The following is a 19,256-nucleotide window of genomic DNA, read 5'->3' on the forward strand; positions in this document are numbered from 1 at the left end:
CGGGCTCAGGCGCCGACGTACTCCGCCAGGTGCCGGCCGGTGAGCGTCGAGCGGGCGGCGACCAGCTCGGCCGGGGTGCCCTCGAAGACGACACGGCCGCCGTCGTGGCCGGCGCCGGGGCCGAGGTCGATGATCCAGTCGGCGTGCGCCATGACGGCCTGGTGGTGCTCGACCACGATGACGGACTTGCCCGAGTCGACCAGACGGTCCAGCAGACCGAGGAGTTGCTCGACATCGGCCAGGTGGAGACCGGTGGTCGGCTCGTCCAGGACGTAGACCCCGCCCTTGTCGCCCATGTGGGTGGCCAGCTTGAGGCGCTGCCGCTCGCCGCCGGAGAGCGTGGTCAGCGGCTGACCGAGGCTGACGTAACCGAGGCCGACGTCCACCAGGCGGGTCAGGATGCGGTGGGCGGCGGGCGTGCGGGCCTCGCCGGCGGCGAAGAAGGCCTCCGCCTCGGTCACCGGCATCGCCAGCACCTCGCTGATGTCCCGGCCGCCGAAGCGGTACTCCAGCACCGAGGCGTCGAAGCGCCGGCCCTCGCAGTCCTCGCAGGTGGTGGCCACCCCGGCCATCATCGCCAGGTCCGTGTAGACGACGCCCGCGCCGTTGCAGGTCGGGCAGGCACCCTCGGAGTTGGCGCTGAACAGGGCCGGCTTCACGCCGTTCGCCTTGGCGAACGCCTTGCGGATCGGCTCCAGCAGACCGGTGTAGGTGGCCGGGTTGCTGCGCCGCGAGCCGCGGATCTGGCTCTGGTCGACGGACACCACGCCCTCCCCGGCCGGGATCGAGCCGTGCACCAGCGAGCTCTTGCCGGAGCCGGCCACACCGGTGACCGCGACCAGCACACCGAGCGGGATGTCTACGTCGACGTCCCGGAGGTTGTGCGCGGACGCGCCGCGGACCGCCAGCTTGCCGGTGGGCGTGCGCACCGCCTTCTTCACCTCGGCCCGGTCGTCCAGGTGCCGGCCGGTGACCGTGCCGGCCGAGCGCAGGCCCTCCAGCGAGCCCTCGTAACAGATCGTGCCGCCCGCCGAACCCGCGCCCGGACCGAGGTCCACCACGTGGTCGGCGATCGCGATCACCTCGGGCTTGTGCTCCACCACCAGCACCGTGTTGCCCTTGTCCCGCAGCTGGCGCAGCAGGCCGTTCATCCGCTGGATGTCGTGCGGGTGCAGGCCGGTGCTGGGCTCGTCGAAGACATAGGTGACGTCGGTGAGCGAGGAGCCGAGGTGGCGGATCATCTTCACCCGCTGCGCCTCGCCGCCCGACAGGGTGCCGGCCGGCCGCTCCAGCGAGAGGTATCCGAGGCCGATCTCGACGAAGGAGTCCAGGGTCTGCCGCAGCGCGGCGAGCAGCGGCGCCACCGAGGGCTCGTCGAGGCCGCGCACCCACTCGGCGAGGTCGCTGATCTGCATCCGGCAGGCGTCGGCGATGCTGATCCCGTCGATCTTCGACGAACGGGCGGCCTCGGTCAGCCGGGTGCCGTCGCACTCGGGACAGGCGGCGAAGGTCACCGCGCGGTCGACGAACGCCCGGATGTGCGGCTGCATCGCCTCCCGGTCCTTGGACAGGATGGACTTCTGGACCTTCGGGATCAGCCCCTCGTAGCTGACGTTGATACCGCTGATCTTCACCTTGGTCGGCTCGTGGTGCAGGAAGTCCCGCAGCTCCCGCTCGCTGTAGTCGCGGATCGGCTTGTCCGGGTCGAGGAAGCCGGAGCCGCTGAAGACCCGCGTCATCCAGCCGTCCCCGGTGTAGCCGGGCACGGTGATCGCGCCCTCGGCCAGCGACTTGGTGTCGTCGTAGAGCTGGGTGAGGTCGATGTCGGAGATCGAACCCCGGCCCTCGCAGCGCGGGCACATGCCGCCGGTGACGCTGAAGCTGCGCCGCTCCTTGACCGTCCGGCCGCCGCGCTCCACGGTGACCGCGCCCGCGCCGCTGATCGAGGCGACGTTGAAGGAGAACGCCTTGGCCGAGCCGATGTGCGGCCGGCCGAGCCGGCTGAACAGGATCCGCAGCATCGCGTTGGCGTCGGTCGCGGTGCCCACGGTGGAGCGCGGATCCGCGCCCAACCGCCGCTGGTCGACGATGATCGCGGTGGTCAGGCCGTCCAGCACGTCCACGTCCGGCCGGGCCACCGACGGCATGAAGCCCTGCACGAACGCGCTGTAGGTCTCGTTGATCAGCCGCTGCGACTCCGCCGCGACCGTGTCGAACACCAGGGAACTCTTGCCCGAGCCGGAGACGCCCGTGAACACCGTCAGCCGGCGCTTGGGTATCTCGATGCTGACGTCCCTGAGGTTGTTCTCGCGCGCGCCGTGCACCCGGATCAGGTCGTGGGTGTCCGCCGCGTGCGGCTCCGGTGCCTGTGCGCCGTTCCTCGTGCCCGTGCTCATCGTCTCTCCGGTTCCTCTCGCCGTGCCCGCGGCTTCCGATCTAACCAGCCGGGTACGACAAGCGGGGGGCCCGAGCCCGCTTACGCCGGTCGGATGCCGCGCGCTGGCGGCCGGCGGGCCCGCACCGCACGGTGGTTGCGGGGGACGGACGACGGGAGGTGCCGGCGGTGTCGAAGCGGGCACGGCTGTGGCGGACGACGGCCGGCCTGGCGGCCCTGGCCGTGGGCGCGGGCGCGGTGCCGGCGACGGCCGCCGGGGTGCGGCCGGGGTGGGCGGTGGCCGTGGTGGACCAGGCTTCGCGGAGGGTGCTGGTGGTGCAGAGCGCGGACGAACTGATGGCCTACCGCGGCCCGGACCGGCAGCCGGTGGTCTGGTCGTGGTCCGCGGACACCGCCGGCGACCTCGACGACCTCGACCCGCACCGCAGCTGGGGGGCGCCGGACGAGGCCAAGAGCCGGGTGCGGGACGGCCGCCGGTACCTGCTGGTCACCGCCTCCGGCGGACTGGCGGCCGTCGTCGACACCGCGACCGGCGCCACCGCGTGGGCCACCGACACCGGAGAGCACGCCAACCCGCACAGCGCCGAACTCCTCCCCGACGGCAACGTCGCCGTCGCCGCCTCCACCGGCGGCTGGGTGCGGCTGTACGCCGCCTCCCTCGGCCCGCGCACCACCGCGCACGCCGAGTACCGGCTGCCGGGCGCGCACGGGGTGCACTGGGACGGGCGCTCCGGGCTGCTCTGGGCGCTCGGCGACGACACCCTCACCGCACTGCGGGTGGGCGGCACCGCGGCCGCCCCGCTGCTCGGCGTCGAACGCGCGGTGCCGCTGCCCGAGCCGGGCGGCCACGACCTGTCGCCGGTGCTCGCCGAGCCCGGCCGGCTCTGGGTGAGCACCGGGGAGCACCTGTGGCGCTTCGACCCGACGGCGGACCGCTTCACCCGGATCCGGCTGGGCGGCGAGGAGGCCGAGCGGGACATCAAGAGCGTGGGCGACGAACCCGGCACCGGGCGGCTGCTCACCACCGCCCCGGACCACGCCGGCCCCTGCACCTGGTGCACCTCGGTGCTCACCCTGCATCGCCCCGACGGCAGCCGCAGTCTGCCCGGCACGCACCTCTACAAGGCGCGCTGGTGGACCAGTTGGGGGATCGGGCGATGACCCGGTGGGCCGGTGGCGGGACCGCGGGGAGGGGTGGCGGGAGGGGCGGGGGACGGGACCGTCCGGGCTGGCATTCGGAGGATGCGGCTGATTTTATGCAACGCCAAACTACTCCAATAGTGGTCAGTTTCCGCTCTGGTTCCGTATACCTCCCGGTAGCGCCCCGGGCTGGGATAGCGTCCATGGCGCCGGGGGAAACCGAGCCCGCTCAGCGGGTCCGCACCATCCAGAAATGCCCTACCCATTCAGGGAGAGAACTGTGCGCAATTTCGTTTCGGAATCACGGTCGGAGACCGTGGACGAGCTGCGGCTCGCACTGGAATCGCTCGCGGCCTTCCCGGCCCGCCACGCCGCGGGCGGGGCCGAGGTCGCGAACCGCCTCTCGGCGGTGGCCGATCTGTGCCGGGCGGTCGACGGCGTGCTCGACAGCCTGGTCGTCGAAGCCGCCGCCGAGGCGGCCGAGGAAGGCTGGACCGCGGCCCGGATGGCGTCCGAACACGCCGTCTACTACGCGCGGTTGCGCCGGGCGCTGCTGCTCACCGGTTCCGCGGCAGAGCAGCGGTGAACGCGGCAGCCACCCAGGCGGTGGACGTCGACGCACACCTGGTGGACGTCGACGCACACGTGGTGGTCTGTCCCACCCGGTGGAGCGACGTCGACGAGAACGGGCACATCAACAACGCCCGGCTGGTCTCCTACGTTCAGGAGGGAATTTACGACCTGTGCTGCCACCACCCGGTCGCCGTCCGGGAATCCCTATTCCCGTCCGGATTCCTGATCGCCCGGCACGAGATCGATTATCTGGAGCAGCTGTACCACCGGCCGGAACCGTTGCTGGTGCGGCTGACGGTGGCCCGGCTGGGGCGCAGTTCCGCGCATGTGGTGGTCAAGGTGTGTCGTGACGCGAACACGTTCATGCGGGCACGGACGGTCGTGGTCGCCAGGGACGCGGTCTCCGGCCGTTCCCGCGCGCTCAGCCCGTCGGAGCGACGGTTCCTCTCCGGGTTCCTCGCCGACGACGCGGCTCCGGTGGTACCGCCGCGGGTGACGTTCGCCGCGCCCCGCGGGTCGTTGTCCGCGGCGTCCTCCGGGCACCACCCGGCCCGTCGGCGCCTGTCGAACCCCGCTGCCCTCACCAGGGGCGTTCCGGTGATCCCGGACGGGCGTCGCGTCCGCTGACCTCCGCCGCGACCCCGATCGATGAGCGGCAGGATCCTGCTGGGGCAGGATCCTGCTTGGTTGTGCGGGCGGCGGACGGGAGCGAACGGGGCGAGCGCGGGGGCGGGGCGGGGACGGAAGTGGGGCGGACCTGGGGGCGCAGTGGGGGCGGAGCCGTCGGAGGCTGAACCCGGCGGCAGTGGCGGGGAGTTCGGACGTGGATCAGGTGCCATCGCCACCCCGTCGCCGGCCAGTGCCACCGGGCGGGCGCCGACGGCGGGATGCCCGGCGATCTCGGCGGTGAGCGGGAACTCCCGCCAGCCGGGGATGTTGACCGGGCTGACCGTGCCGCGGGCGAGGTCCACCGGTCCGGCGCTGCCGATGCCGACGGCGGTGACCTCGGCCCAGCGCGGTGCGGCCGCCAGACGGTCCAGCACCCGGTGCACCACGGCCAGCACCGCACTGCCCGACTCCTGTGCCGGGGTGGTCAGTTGGACGCGGTCGGTGAGCGTCCCGGCGGAGTCGACGAGCGCCCCGGCGATCTTGGTGCCGCCGATGTCGACGGCAGCGAACAGCGGGCCGGCGGCGGTGGGCGAGGGTGCGGTCATGGCGGGTGGCTCCGGGCGAGGGTGAAGGTGCGGGCGAGCGGGCCGGACGGGGACAGCCAACAGGATCGGACCGGCGGAGCGCGGCGCGGGGTCCGCCGGCCCGTCGGCCCGCCCCGGGGAGCGCGGCGGCCGGAGCGGCCCGGATGTGCCCTTTTGGGCTGTTCCTGCCCGAACCGGAGCGGAAATTCGCGCAGGCGCGCAACGATTCGCAGCCTCCACGACATCCAGGAAGTATGGAATCGAATCTTCTCCCGACCGAGGACCGGGCCGACGGCGAAGCGGCCGGGCCCGCCCGGAAGTCGCCGCTCCGGTACGTCCGCCACAGCGCGACGTTCCTGGGCGTCAGCGTGGTGTCCGGTGTGCTGCTCGCGGGCATGGCCCTGCCCGCCGCCGGCGCGCTCGGGCTGACCGCCAAGAGCACGGCGGAGGGGTTCGACGACATTCCGGACGACTTCAAGACCCCGCCGCTCACCCAGGCGACCCAGGTCTTCGATGCCAAGGGCGGGCTGATCGCCAAGGTCTACGAGCGCGACCGCACCGTCATCGCCGCCGAGCAGATGTCGCCGTACATGCGGCAGGCGCAGGTCGACATCGAGGACGCCCGCTTCTACGAGCACGGCGCCGTCGACCTCAAGGGCGTGCTGCGCGCGATCAGCAAGAACGCGGAGAGCGGCACCGCCTCCGAGGGCGCCTCGACGCTGACCCAGCAGTACGTGAAGAACGTCAACATCGAGAAGGCGGGCGACGACCAGGACGCCGTCCGGGAGGCGATGCGCAAGACCCTGGGCCGCAAGATCCAGGAGCTGAAGGTCTCGATCAAGCTGGAGGAGGACCTGAGCAAGGAGCAGATCCTCACCAACTACCTCAACATCACCTACTACGGGAACGGCGCCTACGGCGTGGAGGCCGCCTCCCAGCGCTACTTCAGCAAGTCCAACAAGGACCTCACCGTCGCCGAGGCCGCCACCCTGGCCGGCCTGGTGCAGAACCCCTCGCAGTACGACCCGAAGGCGCACCCGCAGGCGGCGCTGAACCGCCGCAACACCGTGATCGACAAGCTGCTGGAGAACAAGCACATCACGGAGGAGCAGGCCAAGGAGGCCAAGGCCGCCCCGCTGGGCCTGAAGTACAGGGATCCGCAGCGGGGCTGCATCACCGCCCAGGCGGGCATGGGCTTCTTCTGCGACTACGTCCGGCACGTGGTCAAGCAGGACCCGGTGTTCGGCGCAACCGCGGCCGAGCGCAAGAAGTTCTGGGACCAGGGCGGTCTGAACATCCACACCACGCTCGATCCGGAGAAGCAGGCCGCCGCCCAGAACGCGGTGAGCTCCAACGTCCGGGTCACCGACAGCGTCTCGGCCGCCGCCACCATGGTCGAACCGGGCACCGGCAAGATCCTGGCGATGGCCCAGACCCGCCCGTACGGCCTGGAGCCGGCCAAGAACCAGACCGTCGTCAACCTCAACGCGGACGCGGCGATGGGCGGTGGCAACGGATTCCAGCCCGGCTCCACCTTCAAACCGGTGGTCGCGGCCGCGGCCATGGAGGCGGGGCTGTCACCGACCCAGGAGTACTCCTCGCCGAACAAGATGGACTACCCGACGATGAAGACCTGTGACGGCACCTGGAAGAACACCGGCAAGCCCAAGGTGACGGTGCCCAACGAGTCCGCGAGCGAGAAGGGGCCGTACCAGCTGAAGCAGGCGATGGCCCTGTCGGTCAACACCTACTTCGTGCAGATGGAGGAGGAGATCGGCCTCTGCGCGGTCAAGCAGATGGCCAACAAGCTCGGCATCACCTCCCGGGCCAGCGGAAAGGCGCTGGACGAGGTCCCCGCGATGGCCCTGGGCGTCGAGGAGGTGAGCCCGCTGACCATGGCGAACGTCTACGCGACCTTCGCCGCCGGTGGCAAGTACTGCGCCCCGGTCGCCATCAACAAGATCACCACCGTCGACGGCACGGACGTCAACGTCCCGCCCGCGCGCTGCGACCGGGCCTTCTCGGAGAGCACCGCCCAGGTGCTGAACACCATCCTGAACGGGGTGACCGAGAGCGGCGGCACCGGCTCGGCGCTCAGCCTGGAGGGCGACCGGCAGATCGCCGGCAAGACCGGCACCTCGGACCACAAGAAGGCCGCCTGGTTCAGCGGCTACACCCCGCAGCTCGCCACCTCGGTCTGGCTCGGCGGCCCCGCCGGGGGTGTGGAGATGCGCAACATCACCATCAACGGCAAGTACCGCACCGAGGTGTTCGGCGCGGACGGGCCCGGCCCGATCTGGCGGGACGCCATGAACCAGGCGCTGCGGGGCGCGCCCAAGCAGTCGATGCCGATGGCGGACATCCCCGACCCGGCGCCCAGGCCGGACCCGGGCGCCACCCCGGGTGCCACGGGCTCGCCGTCCGGTACCGCCTCCGGTGCGCCCTCCGGCGCCCCGTCCGGCGGCCGGGCCGCGACGCCGAACGGCGGCAGGTCCAAGGCGCCGTCGGGCGGCAGGTCCACCGCGCCGGCCGGCGAACCGTCGACCGACCAGGACTGACGGCCGGTCGGCCGCGGCGGGGGGGGGGGCGCCCCCCCCCCCGCGGGGGGGGGGGCGGGGGGGGCCGGGGGGGGGGGGGCCGGCCCCCGGCGGGGGGGGGGGGCGCGACCCCGGGCCCGGCGCCCGACCCTCCCCCCCCCCCGCCCCCGGGGGGGGGGGGGGGGGGGGGGGCCCCCCCCCCCCCCCGGGGGGGGGGGGGGCCCCCCCCCCGCGGCGGGTCAGAGCGGACCCCAGCGGTAGAGGGTGGAGCCCCAGGTGGCGGTGTGCACGAACGACGTCGAGAAGGTGTTCGTCTTGAGGTAGTAGCCGCTCTGCCCGACGGGCTGGAGCTTGGTGTCGATCTGGTAGACCAGCGAGAGCGGGTAGACGCAGAGCGACCAGTCGTAGTCGCCGCCGTTCACCCGGATGTCCTCGCCGGGCGCGCTGCCGCCCGGGCTGTTGAGGGTCCAGGAGTACGTTCCGGCGTCCAGGTGCAGCCGCCGGTAGGTGCACTGCTGGGGCGGGGTCACCGGTGCGGGCAGCGGTCCCACCTGCCCGTAGTCGGTGATGAACTCGTGCTCGGTGACGGCGTTGGCGGGGACGACGGCCGGGCCGGCCAGCAGGCCCAGCGCGAGGGTCGGCAGGGCGAGGAGCCAGGTGAGTCTTCGCAGCATGCGTGCCTCCGGTCGGCCGGACGCGGTGGAGGAGCCCGGCGGTGGGGGGTCCAGTGGTCTACGCCAATTCTGCTCGCCGGGCCGTGCCGCTGCCCATCCCAGAACCCTGGGGGGCGGCCGCGCTCCCGGCCGGCGTCTCCGGTCGCGTCCCGCGCCGCACCCTCAGTCGTTCGCCAGGGCGGTGAGCGCGAAGGCGCGGGTGCCGCCGACGTGGCGGCGGGCGAGGTCGGCGGCGGCCTCGGGGTCGCGGGCGCGGATGGCGGCGAGCAGCTGCTCGTGCTCGGTGCACATCGGGGTGCTGCTCTCGGGGCCGGAGGTGAGCCGGAACAGCCGGCGCAGCCGGCCGTCGAGCGGGGCCATCATGTCCTGGAGCAGCGGGTTGCCGGAGAGTTCGACGATCGCCCGGTGGAAGTCGGCGTTGAGGCCGACGGTCTCGCGCAGCCGCCCGTTCTCGGCGGCCCGGCGGGTGCGGGCGAGGATGCGTTCGAGGTTCTTCAGCCCGGCGGGGGTGGCGTGCACCGCGGCGAGGCTGGCGGCGAGCGCCTCCAGGGACTCCCGGACGGCGAAGAAGTGCTCGGCGTCGGCGGGGCCGAACTCCGCGACCACCGCGCCCCGGCGGGCCTGGACGGTGAGGAAGCCCTCCGCCTCCAGGCGCTGCATGGCCTCGCGCACGGGGACGCGGGAGACACCCATCGTCTCGGCCAGCTCGCGTTCGACCAGGCGGCGGCCGGCGGGGTACTCGCCCTCGATGATCCGCTCGCGCAGCTGGACGTAGACGAGGTCCCGGAGCGACTGGTGGACGTCGCCGGGCGTATCGGTCATCGGGTGCTCCAGTCGGGTGGGGGCGGCGCCTGGTCGCGGGGCCGCACAGATCATTTCAGATCGGTGGCCGATACCCCTTGTCTGGTATTCGGTATACCAGATAGCTTGAGGCCCCCGCCCGGGCCGAGCCGCCGTCCCCCGATAGCCACGGCAGGACCGGGCGGGCTCGCGACCCCCGAAACCTGGACGTTCATGTGATCACCCCCGACCTCCTGCTCGACGCCACGCTGCCCGACGGCAGCACGGTCGACGTCCACCTCGCCGACGGCCGGATCGCCGCCCTCACCCCGGTGGACGCGCGGCCGTCCGACGGTGGCGACGGCGACCGCCCCGGCACGGTCCGCCCCGGCGCCGTCCACCTGCGGGGCGCACTGCTGCTGCCCGCCCTGGTCGACGGCCACGCCCACCTGGACAAGACCTTCCTCGGCGCGCCCTGGCAGCCGCACCGCCCCACCGCGGACCTGCGCGCCCAGATCGCCTCCGAGCGCGCCCAGCGCCGCGAGGTCGCCGAGCGTACGCCCGTCGCCGAGCGGGCCGAGGCGCTGGCCCGCCGGATGGCGGCCCTCGGGACGGGCCACGTCCGCTCGCACGTCGACGTCGACCCGGACACCGGCCTGGACCACCTGCACGCCCTGCTGGAGGTGCGCGAGCGCGTGCGCGACGTCATCGACGTCCAGCTGGTCGCCTTCCCGCAGAGCGGCGTGGTCGCCACCCCCGGCGTCGCGGACCTGCTGGACGCGGCCCTGCGCGAGGGCGCCGAGCTGATCGGCGGCCTGGACCCGGCCGGCTTCGACGGCGACGTGGACGGTCAGCTCGACGTCGTCTTCGGCCTCGCCGAGCGCCACGGCGCCGGGGTGGACATCCACCTCCACGACGGCGGGCCGGTCGGCGCCTCCCAGCTGCGCGACATCGCCGACCGCACGGCGGCCCTCGGCCTCGGCGGCCGCGTCGCGGTCAGCCACGCGTACGCGCTGGGGGAGCTCGGACTCGGTGAACTCCTCGACACCGCGCGGAGGCTGGCGGACGCCGAAGTGGCGATCATGACCAACGGGCCGAGCCGCTCCATGCCGCCGGTCAAGCTGCTGCACGAGCTCGGCGTGCGGGTGTTCGCCGGCTCCGACAACATCCGCGACGCCTGGTGGCCGTACGGCACCGGCGACATGCTCGAACGCGCCACCATCATCGGCCTCCAGGGCGAGCTGATGACGGACGGCGAACTGCGGCTCGCCGCCGACCTGGTGACCACCCACGCCGCCGCCGCCCTCGGCCTCGCCGACTACGGGCCCACCCCCGGCGCCCCGGCCGACCTGGTGGCGGTCGCCGCCGGCTCCGTCGCCGAGGCGGTCGCCGCCCACCCCGAGCGGCTGCTCGTCCTGCACGGCGGCCGGGTCGTCCTCGACCGCACCCGCTGACACCCCCTCCCCGGCGGCCGGCCGAGGCCCCACCCTCGGCCCGTCCGGCCCCTGCTCCACCCCTGTTGGAAGGACGCCCCCCACCGTGAACCCCTCCGCGCAAGGAACCCGGCCCGCCCCGGCTGCCGCCCCCTCGGCCGCTCCCGCCCCCGCCGCGTCGCCGGCCGCGCCGGGCCGCCTCGCGGGCGGCCAGATCGGCACCACCGACCTGGTCTTCTTCGTGGTCGCCGCCGCCGCGCCGCTCACCGTCCTCGCGGGCATCGCGCCGTTCGCCATCGGCGTCGGCGGCGCCTCCGCCCCCGCCGCGTACCTGATCTCCGGCGCGCTGCTCGTCCTGTTCGCCGCAGGCTTCACCGCGATGAGCCTCTACGTGCGCAACGCGGGCGCCTTCTACGCCTACGTCGCGCGCGGTCTCGGCCGGACCATGGGCGTGATCACCGCCTACGTCGCGGTGGTCTGCTACAACCTCATCACCCCCGGCGTGGCCGCCGCCTTCGGCTACTTCGCCGCCGAACACATCGAACAGCGCACCGGCGCGCACGTGCCGTGGTGGCTGCTGTCGGGCGTCTGCGTGGTGGTGGTCGGCGTCCTGGGCTGGCTGAAGGTGACGCTCAGCGCCAAGGTGCTCGGCGTGGCGCTGGTCCTGGAGGTGCTGTCCCTGCTGGTGATGGAGGGCGGGGTGCTCTCCGAGCGCGGCACGGCCGCCCTGGACCCGGTCTCCTTCGACCCCTCGCTGCTCACCCAGGGGGGCGTGGCCGGAATGTTCGTGCTGGTCATCGGCGCCTTCACCGGCTTCGAGGCGACGGCGATCTACGCCGAGGAGGCCCGCGACCCGCGCCGCACGGTGCCCCGGGCCACCTTCATCGCGATCGGCTTCCTGGCCGTCTTCTACGCCCTCGGCACCTGGATCGTGATGGGCGCCTACGGCACCGACGCCGCCGTCGCGGCCGCCCGTGCCGCCGACGGCCCGGACCTCACCTTCACCGCCGCCGAACGCTTCGTCGGCCTCTGGCTGTCCGACTCGATGCACGTCCTGATCGTGGTCAGCGCCTTCGCCTCGACCCTGGCCTTCCACAACGCGGCCGCCCGCTACCTCTACGCCCTCGGCCGCGAGGGCCTGCTGCCCCGCCGGCTCGGCCGGATCTCGCGGCGCTCCGGCTCCCCGGGCCCGGCCGTGCTGGTGCAGAGCGGCTTCAACGCGCTGGTGATCCTGCTGGGCGCGGTGCTCGCCGCCGACCCCTACCTGGTGGTGCTGCTCTGGTCCAACAGCGTGGGCGTGCTGGGCATCATGGCGATGCAGGCGCTCGCGGCGGTGGCGGTCTGGGCGTTCTTCCGCCGCGACCGGCGCGGCATGTCGGCCTTCCGGGTGGTCTGGGCGCCCCTGCTGGCCGCCGCCGGACTGGCCCTGCTGACGGTGCTCGCCGTCTTCAACTTCAGCCTGCTGACCGGCGCTTCGGGCCTGGTGAACGCGCTCCTGCTGCTCCCGCTGCCGCTCGTCGCGCTGGCCGGCTTCCTGGTGGCCCGCCGCATCCGCCGCACCGACCCCGAACGCTTCGCCCGCCTCACCGAGGTCGACGTCGAGCGCGGCTGACCCGTCCGCGGTCGGGGGCGGGTTCACCTCCGCCCGGTCGGGCCCGCACACGGCCGCAGGCCGCTTCCACCGAAGGGTGGGAGCGGCCTGCGGCGTCGGCGGCGGTCAGGTGTCGCGGCCGCGCAGCGTGAGGTGGCCGGCCAGCAGGGCCGCCGCCGCCCAGGCGGCGACGACCAGCAGAGCCGTCGCGGGGGCGAGGGCCGGATCGCCCTTCATGGCCTGGGCGCCGGCGTGTTCGGGCAGATAGCGGGCCACCGTGCGCAGTGCCGGGATGACACTGGCCACCGGGGAGAGCACGAAGACGAACGCGAACGACAGCGAGAGCGCCAGCGCCGTACTGCGCAACATCGTCGCGATGCCCAGCGCGAACAGGCACATCAGGGTCAGGTAGAGGCAGGCCCCGAACACGGCGCGCAGCGCTCCTGGGTGGCTCAGCCCGATGCCGTGCGGGCCCAGCGCCGCCTGGGCGGCGAAGAAGGCGAGGAACGCGGTCGGCACGGCCACCAGGAGGGCCACCGCGGCGGCGGCGACGATCTTGGAGAGGTAGAAGAGGCCGCGCCGGGGCACCGCGGCCAGCGAGGTGCGGATCATGCCGCTGCCGTACTCGGTGCAGACCAGCAGGACCGCGAAGGAGATCATGGCCAGCTGGCCCATCTCGACACCGACGAATCCGGCCTCCACGGGATCGAAGTCGGCGAGGAGCGGGTCGCTGCCGCTGTCGATCGCCGAGCGGGCCGAGGCGCCGTTCAGGACACCGATCCCGATGCTGACGACCGGGGTGACGAGCAGGGGGACGACCGTCGACCGGACCGTCCTGATCTTGGTGAGTTCGGCCTGGACCACGGCCGCCGCCGCGTTAGAGGACATGACGGTTCCCTCCCGTGAAGGCCTCGGTGCGGTACTCCGCGGCGTTGCCGGTGAGCCGGAGGAAGGCCTCCTCCAGCGAGGCCGTCCGGGTGGCCAGCTCCCCCAGGACCAGCCCGGCCGCGGCCGCGATCCGGCCCACCTCCTCCGTTCCGGCGCCGTCGACGACCACGGTGTCGGGCTCCTCCTGGCGGAACGTCAGCCCGGCACGGTCCAGGACGCCCAGCAGCCGCTCCGGTTCCGAGGTGCGGACCAGGACCCGCGGCCGGCAGTTGTCGGCGATGAAGTCGTCCGTGCTGGTGTCGGCGAGCAGCCTGCCGCGCCCGATCACCACCAGGTGCTCGGCGGTGATCGCCATCTCGCTCATCAGGTGGCTGGACACCAGGACCGTGCGGCCCTCGGCGGCCAGCCGCCGCAGGAGCGTGCGGATCCAGCGCACGCCCTCCGGGTCCAGGCCGTTGACCGGTTCGTCCAGCAGCAGCACCTCCGGGTCGCCGAGCAGGGCCGCGGCGATGCCCAGCCGCTGGCCCATGCCGAGCGAGAAGCCGCCGGTCCGCCGGGAGGAGACGGACTCCAGGCCCACCATGGCGAGCACCTCGCGGACCCGGGCGCGGCCGATCCGGTTGGTCTGGGCGAGCCACAACAGGTGGTGGTACGCGGTGCGGCTGCTCTGCACCGCCTTGGCCTCCAGCAGCGCGCCGATGTGCCGCAGCGGCTCGTACAGCTCGTGGTAGGCCTTCCCGTGGTAGCGGACGTCGCCCTCGTCGGGGCGCTCCAGACCGAGCATCATCCGCATGGTGGTGGACTTGCCGGCCCCGTTCGGGCCCAGGAAGCCCGTCACGCGGCCGGGCCGGACCGTGAAGGTGAGCCCGTCGATCGCGACGGTGTCGCGATAGCGCTTGGTCAGTTGCCGTAGTTCGATCACGACAGCAGGCTGCCGTGCGGCGGTGCCGCGGCACATCGGCCGGCGCTCCGAGTCGCGGCCTCCACCCGGAGGCGGAGACGGCGGGCTCCACCGGTGCCGTCTCCTACCACGGTCGGTCATTCCCGGGGCCGAGGCGCAGGCCCGCCCGGGCGGATACGGTGGGCGCATGGCCCGACTCCCCCCGACCTGGCGGACACCGTACCGCGACGGTGCTGTCCGCCCGCTGAGCCGAGGCGAGTTGGCGGCCGCCGACGGCCTGGTGGCGGTGGCGCTGACGGCGCTCTTCCTGGCCCTGCCGGGTCCGGCGTGGAGTTCCCACGGCGGATGGTCGGTCCGGCTCGCCCTCGCGGCCGCGATGGGACTGCCGCTGGTCCTGCGCCGGGCCCGCCCGGCGGCGGTCTGCGCCGTGGTCACGGCGGCCTCGGTGGTGGCCTCGGCGGCCGGTACCGTCCGGGAGCCGTTCCTCGGGGTGGCCTTCGCGCTCTACCAGGTGGCCGTCACCAGTCCGGCCCGGCGGGTGCCCACCCCCGCGATCGGCGCGGTGAGCGGCGGTGTGCTGGTGCTGCTCCTGGTCTCGGGCGTCCCGAGCGGTGGTGGGCAGGACGTCGTGCTCCACCTGGCGGGCCTGGCCGTGGCCGGGATGGCCTGGGTGCTGGGCCGTGCGGTCCGCGAACGGCGCGCGCACGCCGCCCGGTCGGCCCGGCGGGTCGCCGCGGAGGCGGTGGCGGAGGAACGGCTGCGGATCGCCCGGGAGCTGCACGACATCGTGGCGCACCACGTGGGGGTGATCGCGGTGAAGGCCGGGGTGGCCAATCACCTCCTGGCCACCCACCCGGAGGGGGCCGGCGACGCGCTGCGGGTGATCGAGACCTCCAGCCGCTCGGCGCTGAGCGAGATGCGGCAGATGCTCAGCGTCCTGCGGGCCGGCGAGTCCGGACCGGAGGCCGACGGCCTGGACGGACTGCGGCCGGCGCCCGGGCTCGCCGCGCTTCCCGAGCTGGTGGCCGGTGCCACCGCGGCCGGGCTCACCGCCGAACTGCGCACCGAGGGAACCGCCGACCTGCCGGAGGGTGTGCAGAGTTCGGCGTACCGGGTGGTGCAGGAAGCGCTGACCAACGTGCTCAAGCACGCCGGCCCGACCCGCTGCCGGGTCGAGCTGGTCGCCGACGGACGGGAGCTGCGGATCGAGGTGACCGACGAGGGCGCCGCCGCGGTCCGCGGTGCCCGGCGCTCCGGCCGCGGCGGCGGGCACCCGACCCGGTACGGGACCGAGGAGGCGGCCGGGCACCGCGGTGGCCACGGCCACGGTCTGATCGGCATGCGGGAGCGGGTGGAGCTGTTCGGCGGACGCTTCGAGGCCGGCCCGCTGACCGGCGGCGGCTTCGCCGTTCGGGCCGACCTGCCCTACCGGGCCCTGGTGCCGGTGGGTCAGGAGCCCTGATCAGGACCGGCGCGACGAACCGCCCGGGTCCGGGGTGAGCCCGGCCGGCCGCCCTGCCCATCGCCCCGCGGCCGGGGTGGAACGACGATCGTGTGGAGGACCGTGTGACCGAGCCCGTCCGTGTCCTGGTGGTGGACGACCAGGCGCTGCTGCGCGGCAGCTTCCGGATGCTGATCGACGCCGAACCCGGCCTGACCGCGGTCGGCGAGGCGTCGGACGGCGCCGCCGCGATCGAGCTGGTCGCCGAGCAGCGGCCCGACGTGGTGCTGATGGACGTGCGGATGCCCGGGACGGACGGCATCGAGGCCACCCGGACGATCTGTGCGCGGCACCCGGGCGTGCGCGTCCTGATGCTCACCATGTTCGACCTGGACGCGCACGTCTTCGCGGCGTTGCGGGCCGGAGCCGTCGGCTTCCTGCTCAAGGACATCCCGCCGGCCGACCTCCTGCACGCGATCCGGGTGGTGGCCGCGGGGGAGAGCCTGCTCTCGCCGAGTGTCACCCGCCGGCTGATCTCGGAGTTCTGCCGGCATCCGGCCACCGAACCGGCCGGTCCGCCGCCCGCGCTGGACGGTCTGACCGGCCGGGAGCGGCAGGTGCTCCAACTGGTGGGCGCCGGGCGGTCCAACGCGGAGATCGCGCAGGAACTGCACGTCTCCGCGGCGACGGTGAAGACGCACCTGGGTCATCTGCTGGACAAGCTCGACGCCCGGGACCGGGTCCAGCTGGTGATCATCGGCTACGAGAGCGGCCTGCTCACCCCGCGCCACCGGGTCTGACCGGTCTCCGCCGCACCCCCGGGCGGCACGTCGGGGCCGTTGCGCGGGAGCTCCGGCGGACAGCGGGGGCGCTCGGAGGAGGCTTCCCGGCGCCGCCCGGGCGCGCTCGTCCCCGCGGGTCAGCCGCCGTTGCCGAAGGTGCCGCGGGGGCCGGCCGGTTCGGCGCAGGACCGGCAGACGACGCGCGAGTAGACGGCCGCCGGGCCGCGGATCACCGCCTCGACGCCGCCGTACAGCGACCTCGTCCCCGCCGGGCCGCCGCAGATGTGGCAGCAACGCAGGGCCTGCGCCTTGGTGTAGCAGTCCCAGCAGACCAGCCGGTCCGCCGCCTCCGCCAGCACGACGGTCGGCTGCGGGGCGGTGAGGTGGTCGCAGTGGCGCAGGGTGCCGTCCGCCTCGGCCCGGAGCATCACCGCCCGGGTCTCGCGGAACCACGGCGCGGCGCGGTCGGGCGTGGTCCGGACCGGGGCGGGGCGTCCCGCGGCGATGAGCAGGCGTTCGGCGTGGTCGCCCGCGGCCCTGATCTGGTCGGTGACGGCGAGGCCGGCGGGGTCGTCGCTCATGGGCACGTCCTTGTGCGAACGGTGGGGCTTGCGGGACAGCGGTCGGGGGAGCGGCGTGCCTGACGCGGCCGCCGCTCCCGGTCTCCAACTGTTCCACCCGCCGCCCGCGTTACGCCTCCGCGACGGGAGAGGTGTGGGCGTGCGCCCGGGGCGCGCGCTCCTGCTGCGCGCCGTAGGGGCGCAACACGCTCCTAGCCGAGTTCCTGCGCGCGGGCGAGCACCTCGGCCGGGGCCTTCTCCACCGAGCCGGTGTCGAAGGGGGGCTGCGGGTCGTACTCGGTGCAGAGCTGGATCGCCTGGGCGGTGACCTCGTCCGTGAGCAGGGCGGCCAGCCGGACGGCCATGTCGATGCCGGAGGAGACCCCGGCCGCGGTGATCAGCCGGTCGTGGCGGACCACCCGGTCGGCGGTGTAGACCGCGCCGTGGGACTCCAGTTCGGCGGTCGCCGCCCAGTGCGTGGTCGCGGTCAGGCCCTTCAGCAGACCGGCCGCGCCCAGCACCACGGAACCGGTGCAGACCGAGGTGGTGAACCGGGTGCCGGCGTGGATCCGGCGCACCCAGTCGAGGAAGGCGGGATCGGCGAGCATGGGCCGGATGCCGCCCCCGCCCGGGATCAGCAGGACGTCGCAGCGCTCCACTTCGGAGTACGCGGTCGGGACCCGCACCGGCAGCGCGCCGAACGTGTCCCGCACCAGCCCCGGTTCGGCGGTGACAAAACGGACGGTGGCACCGGGTACGAGCGCGAGGATCTCGTAGGGTCCGATCGCGTCGAGCGGTTCGAAGCCCTCGAAGAGCGGGATCACGATGTCCATGCTCCGCAGCATAGCGACCGACCGGTCGGGCGGAATCACCGGAGGCACCGGAGCCGACCCGGCGCGCTCGGTCCGTCCGACGACGGCCCGGGCGGTCCTTCGCACGCTCGGCCCCCGGCCCGCCGGCGAGCCGGGGCGCCGCCCCGCACGCGACGCCGTCGAGGGCCCGCCGGTGTCCCCGGCCGCCCAGCCGCGCCGCTGCTGCGGAACTCAGCCGCCGGTGGCTGCCGTCAGGACCGCCGGGGTCGGGCCGTCGGGGCGGACGGTGATGCCCCAGACGGCGCCCGCCGGGATGCTCAGGAAGTCCACTGTGTGGGCGGGCAGCAGGAGTTCGAGCAGGGCGGTGGACTCGCGCAGGGCGAACTGGGTGCCCAGGCAGGCGCGGGCGCCCAGGCCGAAGGGGAAGTAGGCGCCGAGCTGGGCGGGGCGGGTGCCGTCCGCGGTGAAGCGGGTGGGGTCGAAGCGCTCGGGGTCGGGCCACAGGGCCGGGTCGCGGTGGGTGAGGTAGGGGCAGACCAGCAGGTCGGTGCCGGCCTCGACGTGGTGGCCGGCGAGGGTGTCGTCGGTGAGCGCGTGCCGGGGGAGGATCCACGCGGACGGGTAGAGCCGCAGTGTCTCGCCGACCAGCGCCTGCACCGCCTCGCGCCGCTCGGGTGAGCCCTCCGGGCCGGCGGCGAGGGCCCACGCCCGGGCGTCGGGGCGGGCGTCGAGCAGCAGGTAGAGCCAGGTGAGGGTGGTGGCGGTGGTCTCGTGGCCGGCGACGAGCAGGGTGACGAGCTCGTCGCGGATCAGCCGGTCGGTGTACTCGGGGTGGTGCTCGGCGGCGTCGAGCAGGTCGCGCAGCACCCCGGGGCCGTCGGGGCCGTCCTCGCGGCGGCGGGCGGCCTCGATGGCGGCGTGGGCGACGGCGTCGATCCGGGCCAGGTCACCGGCGACGGCGTCGTGGGCCCTTGCGCCGTCGGGCAGTTGGGGGAGGGCCGCGACGACGGCGGGGACGCGGTCGAGTTCGCGCTCGGTGGCGGCGTCCAGCGGGTGGCCGGTGAGCGCGCGCCAGATGGTGTCGAGGGCGAAGTGGCGCATCTCCTCGCCGATGTCGACGCGCTCGCCGGTGTGCGCGTACCCGGCCCATCGGTCGGCGGTGCGGCGGGCCGCGGCGGCGATCCGCTGCTCGTAGCGGCGCATCCCGGGGCCGGTGAACTGGGCCTGCAGCATGCGCCGTTGGCGCTTCCAGGCATCGCCGGTCGCGGAGAGCACGCCGTCCCCGGCGAGCATCCGGGCGCGGTGCGAGCGCTTGACGTAGCGCTCGGGGTGCCGGCCGAGGACGTGCTGGACGGCCTCGGGGTCGGTGACCAGGACGGTGGGCCGCGGGCCGATCCGGAAGGCGGCGACGCCGCCGAGCCGCTGCCGGGTGCGGGCCAGCAGCTCGATCAGCTCGGCCTCCTCGGCGCGCCACTCGGCGACCTCGGCCGGCGCGAGCTCGGGCACGGGCGCTGCGGGCGATGAGCCGGGGTTCGCGGTCGTGGTCACAGCAGCTC

16 protein-coding genes and 1 pseudogene are annotated in these 19,256 nt (G+C 74.1%); 8 read left to right on the forward strand and 9 right to left on the reverse strand.

Annotated elements, in window-relative coordinates; translation table 11 throughout:
• Window positions 1-5: 5 nt before the first annotated feature.
• Window positions 6-2,396: an ATP-binding cassette domain-containing protein gene (locus tag ACFU9E_RS18740; protein WP_380681882.1), complete on the reverse strand. Its 2,391-nt coding sequence runs from the start codon at window positions 2,394-2,396 to the stop codon at window positions 6-8.
• 167 nt (window positions 2,397-2,563) lie between these two features.
• On the opposite strand from ACFU9E_RS18740, the gene ACFU9E_RS18745 reads away from it, so the two are divergent.
• The 3 genes from ACFU9E_RS18745 to ACFU9E_RS18755 all read left to right on the forward strand — a co-directional run bounded on the left by ACFU9E_RS18745 (window position 2,564) and on the right by ACFU9E_RS18755 (window position 4,735).
• On the forward strand, window positions 2,564-3,556 hold the full coding sequence (locus tag ACFU9E_RS18745; RefSeq protein WP_380681883.1) for a DUF6528 family protein: 993 nt from the start codon (window positions 2,564-2,566) through the stop codon (window positions 3,554-3,556).
• A 259-nt stretch (window positions 3,557-3,815) separates the two neighbouring features.
• Window positions 3,816-4,121: a hypothetical protein gene (locus ACFU9E_RS18750; protein ID WP_380715158.1), complete on the forward strand. Its 306-nt coding sequence runs from the start codon at window positions 3,816-3,818 to the stop codon at window positions 4,119-4,121.
• Window positions 4,118-4,735: an acyl-CoA thioesterase gene (locus ACFU9E_RS18755; protein ID WP_380681885.1), complete on the forward strand. Its 618-nt coding sequence runs from the start codon at window positions 4,118-4,120 to the stop codon at window positions 4,733-4,735. Before ACFU9E_RS18750 ends, ACFU9E_RS18755 begins: the two co-directional genes overlap by 4 nt.
• 209 nt (window positions 4,736-4,944) lie before the next feature.
• On the opposite strand, the pseudogene ACFU9E_RS18760 reads toward ACFU9E_RS18755, so the two are convergent.
• A pseudogene (locus ACFU9E_RS18760) lies at window positions 4,945-5,322 on the reverse strand (ROK family protein); the annotation flags it as partial.
• Window positions 5,323-5,555: 233 nt separating this feature from the next.
• Here ACFU9E_RS18760 and ACFU9E_RS18765 point away from each other — a divergent pair.
• Window positions 5,556-7,859 (forward strand): transglycosylase domain-containing protein, encoded by a 2,304-nt coding sequence (locus tag ACFU9E_RS18765; protein ID WP_380681886.1) that lies wholly within the window; start codon window positions 5,556-5,558, stop codon window positions 7,857-7,859.
• A 218-nt stretch (window positions 7,860-8,077) separates the two neighbouring features.
• Here the strand turns inward: ACFU9E_RS18765 and ACFU9E_RS18770 are convergent, their stop codons facing one another.
• Together ACFU9E_RS18770 and ACFU9E_RS18775 are read right to left on the reverse strand one after the other, a co-directional pair.
• On the reverse strand, window positions 8,078-8,512 hold the full coding sequence (locus ACFU9E_RS18770) for a hypothetical protein (protein WP_380682384.1): 435 nt from the start codon (window positions 8,510-8,512) through the stop codon (window positions 8,078-8,080).
• 162 nt (window positions 8,513-8,674) lie between these two features.
• On the reverse strand, window positions 8,675-9,334 hold the full coding sequence (locus tag ACFU9E_RS18775; RefSeq protein ID WP_380682385.1) for a GntR family transcriptional regulator: 660 nt from the start codon (window positions 9,332-9,334) through the stop codon (window positions 8,675-8,677).
• Window positions 9,335-9,528: 194 nt separating this feature from the next.
• Here ACFU9E_RS18775 and ACFU9E_RS18780 point away from each other — a divergent pair, with 194 nt between their 5' ends.
• Together ACFU9E_RS18780 and ACFU9E_RS18785 are read left to right on the forward strand one after the other, a co-directional pair.
• Complete coding sequence (locus tag ACFU9E_RS18780; RefSeq protein WP_380682386.1) at window positions 9,529-10,746, forward strand: amidohydrolase family protein; 1,218 nt, start codon at window positions 9,529-9,531, stop codon at window positions 10,744-10,746.
• Window positions 10,747-10,831: 85 nt separating this feature from the next.
• Entirely contained in the window at window positions 10,832-12,337 is a 1,506-nt protein-coding gene (locus ACFU9E_RS18785; protein ID WP_380715160.1) for an APC family permease, read from the forward strand.
• A gap of 105 nt (window positions 12,338-12,442) precedes the next feature.
• Here ACFU9E_RS18785 and ACFU9E_RS18790 read toward each other — a convergent pair whose 3' ends face one another.
• Complete coding sequence (locus tag ACFU9E_RS18790) at window positions 12,443-13,204, reverse strand: ABC transporter permease (RefSeq protein ID WP_380715163.1); 762 nt, start codon at window positions 13,202-13,204, stop codon at window positions 12,443-12,445.
• Window positions 13,194-14,126: an ATP-binding cassette domain-containing protein gene (locus ACFU9E_RS18795; protein ID WP_380682387.1), complete on the reverse strand. Its 933-nt coding sequence runs from the start codon at window positions 14,124-14,126 to the stop codon at window positions 13,194-13,196. The genes ACFU9E_RS18790 and ACFU9E_RS18795 overlap by 11 nt, the downstream gene beginning before the upstream one ends.
• 166 nt (window positions 14,127-14,292) lie before the next feature.
• Here ACFU9E_RS18795 and ACFU9E_RS18800 point away from each other — a divergent pair, with 166 nt between their 5' ends.
• Together ACFU9E_RS18800 and ACFU9E_RS18805 are read left to right on the forward strand one after the other, a co-directional pair.
• On the forward strand, window positions 14,293-15,567 hold the full coding sequence (locus ACFU9E_RS18800) for a sensor histidine kinase (protein ID WP_380682388.1): 1,275 nt from the start codon (window positions 14,293-14,295) through the stop codon (window positions 15,565-15,567).
• Between the two features lie 104 nt (window positions 15,568-15,671).
• Window positions 15,672-16,346 carry a response regulator gene (locus ACFU9E_RS18805; RefSeq protein WP_380682389.1) on the forward strand — a complete coding sequence of 225 codons (675 nt, stop codon included), beginning with the start codon at window positions 15,672-15,674 and terminating at the stop codon, window positions 16,344-16,346.
• A 119-nt stretch (window positions 16,347-16,465) separates the two neighbouring features.
• On the opposite strand, the gene ACFU9E_RS18810 is transcribed toward ACFU9E_RS18805, so the two are convergent.
• From ACFU9E_RS18810 to ACFU9E_RS18820, 3 genes are all read right to left on the reverse strand, one after another.
• Window positions 16,466-16,909, reverse strand: coding sequence for a hypothetical protein (locus ACFU9E_RS18810; protein ID WP_380682390.1), 444 nt, complete (start codon window positions 16,907-16,909; stop codon window positions 16,466-16,468).
• Between the two features lie 191 nt (window positions 16,910-17,100).
• Complete coding sequence (locus ACFU9E_RS18815; RefSeq protein WP_380682391.1) at window positions 17,101-17,721, reverse strand: DJ-1/PfpI family protein; 621 nt, start codon at window positions 17,719-17,721, stop codon at window positions 17,101-17,103.
• Between the two features lie 210 nt (window positions 17,722-17,931).
• On the reverse strand, window positions 17,932-19,248 hold the full coding sequence (locus tag ACFU9E_RS18820) for a cytochrome P450 (protein ID WP_380682392.1): 1,317 nt from the start codon (window positions 19,246-19,248) through the stop codon (window positions 17,932-17,934).
• Window positions 19,249-19,256: the final 8 nt, after the last annotated feature.

Source organism: Kitasatospora sp. NPDC057595, assembly GCF_042800875.1.
In the GTDB taxonomy this organism is placed as follows: domain Bacteria; phylum Actinomycetota; class Actinomycetes; order Streptomycetales; family Streptomycetaceae; genus Kitasatospora.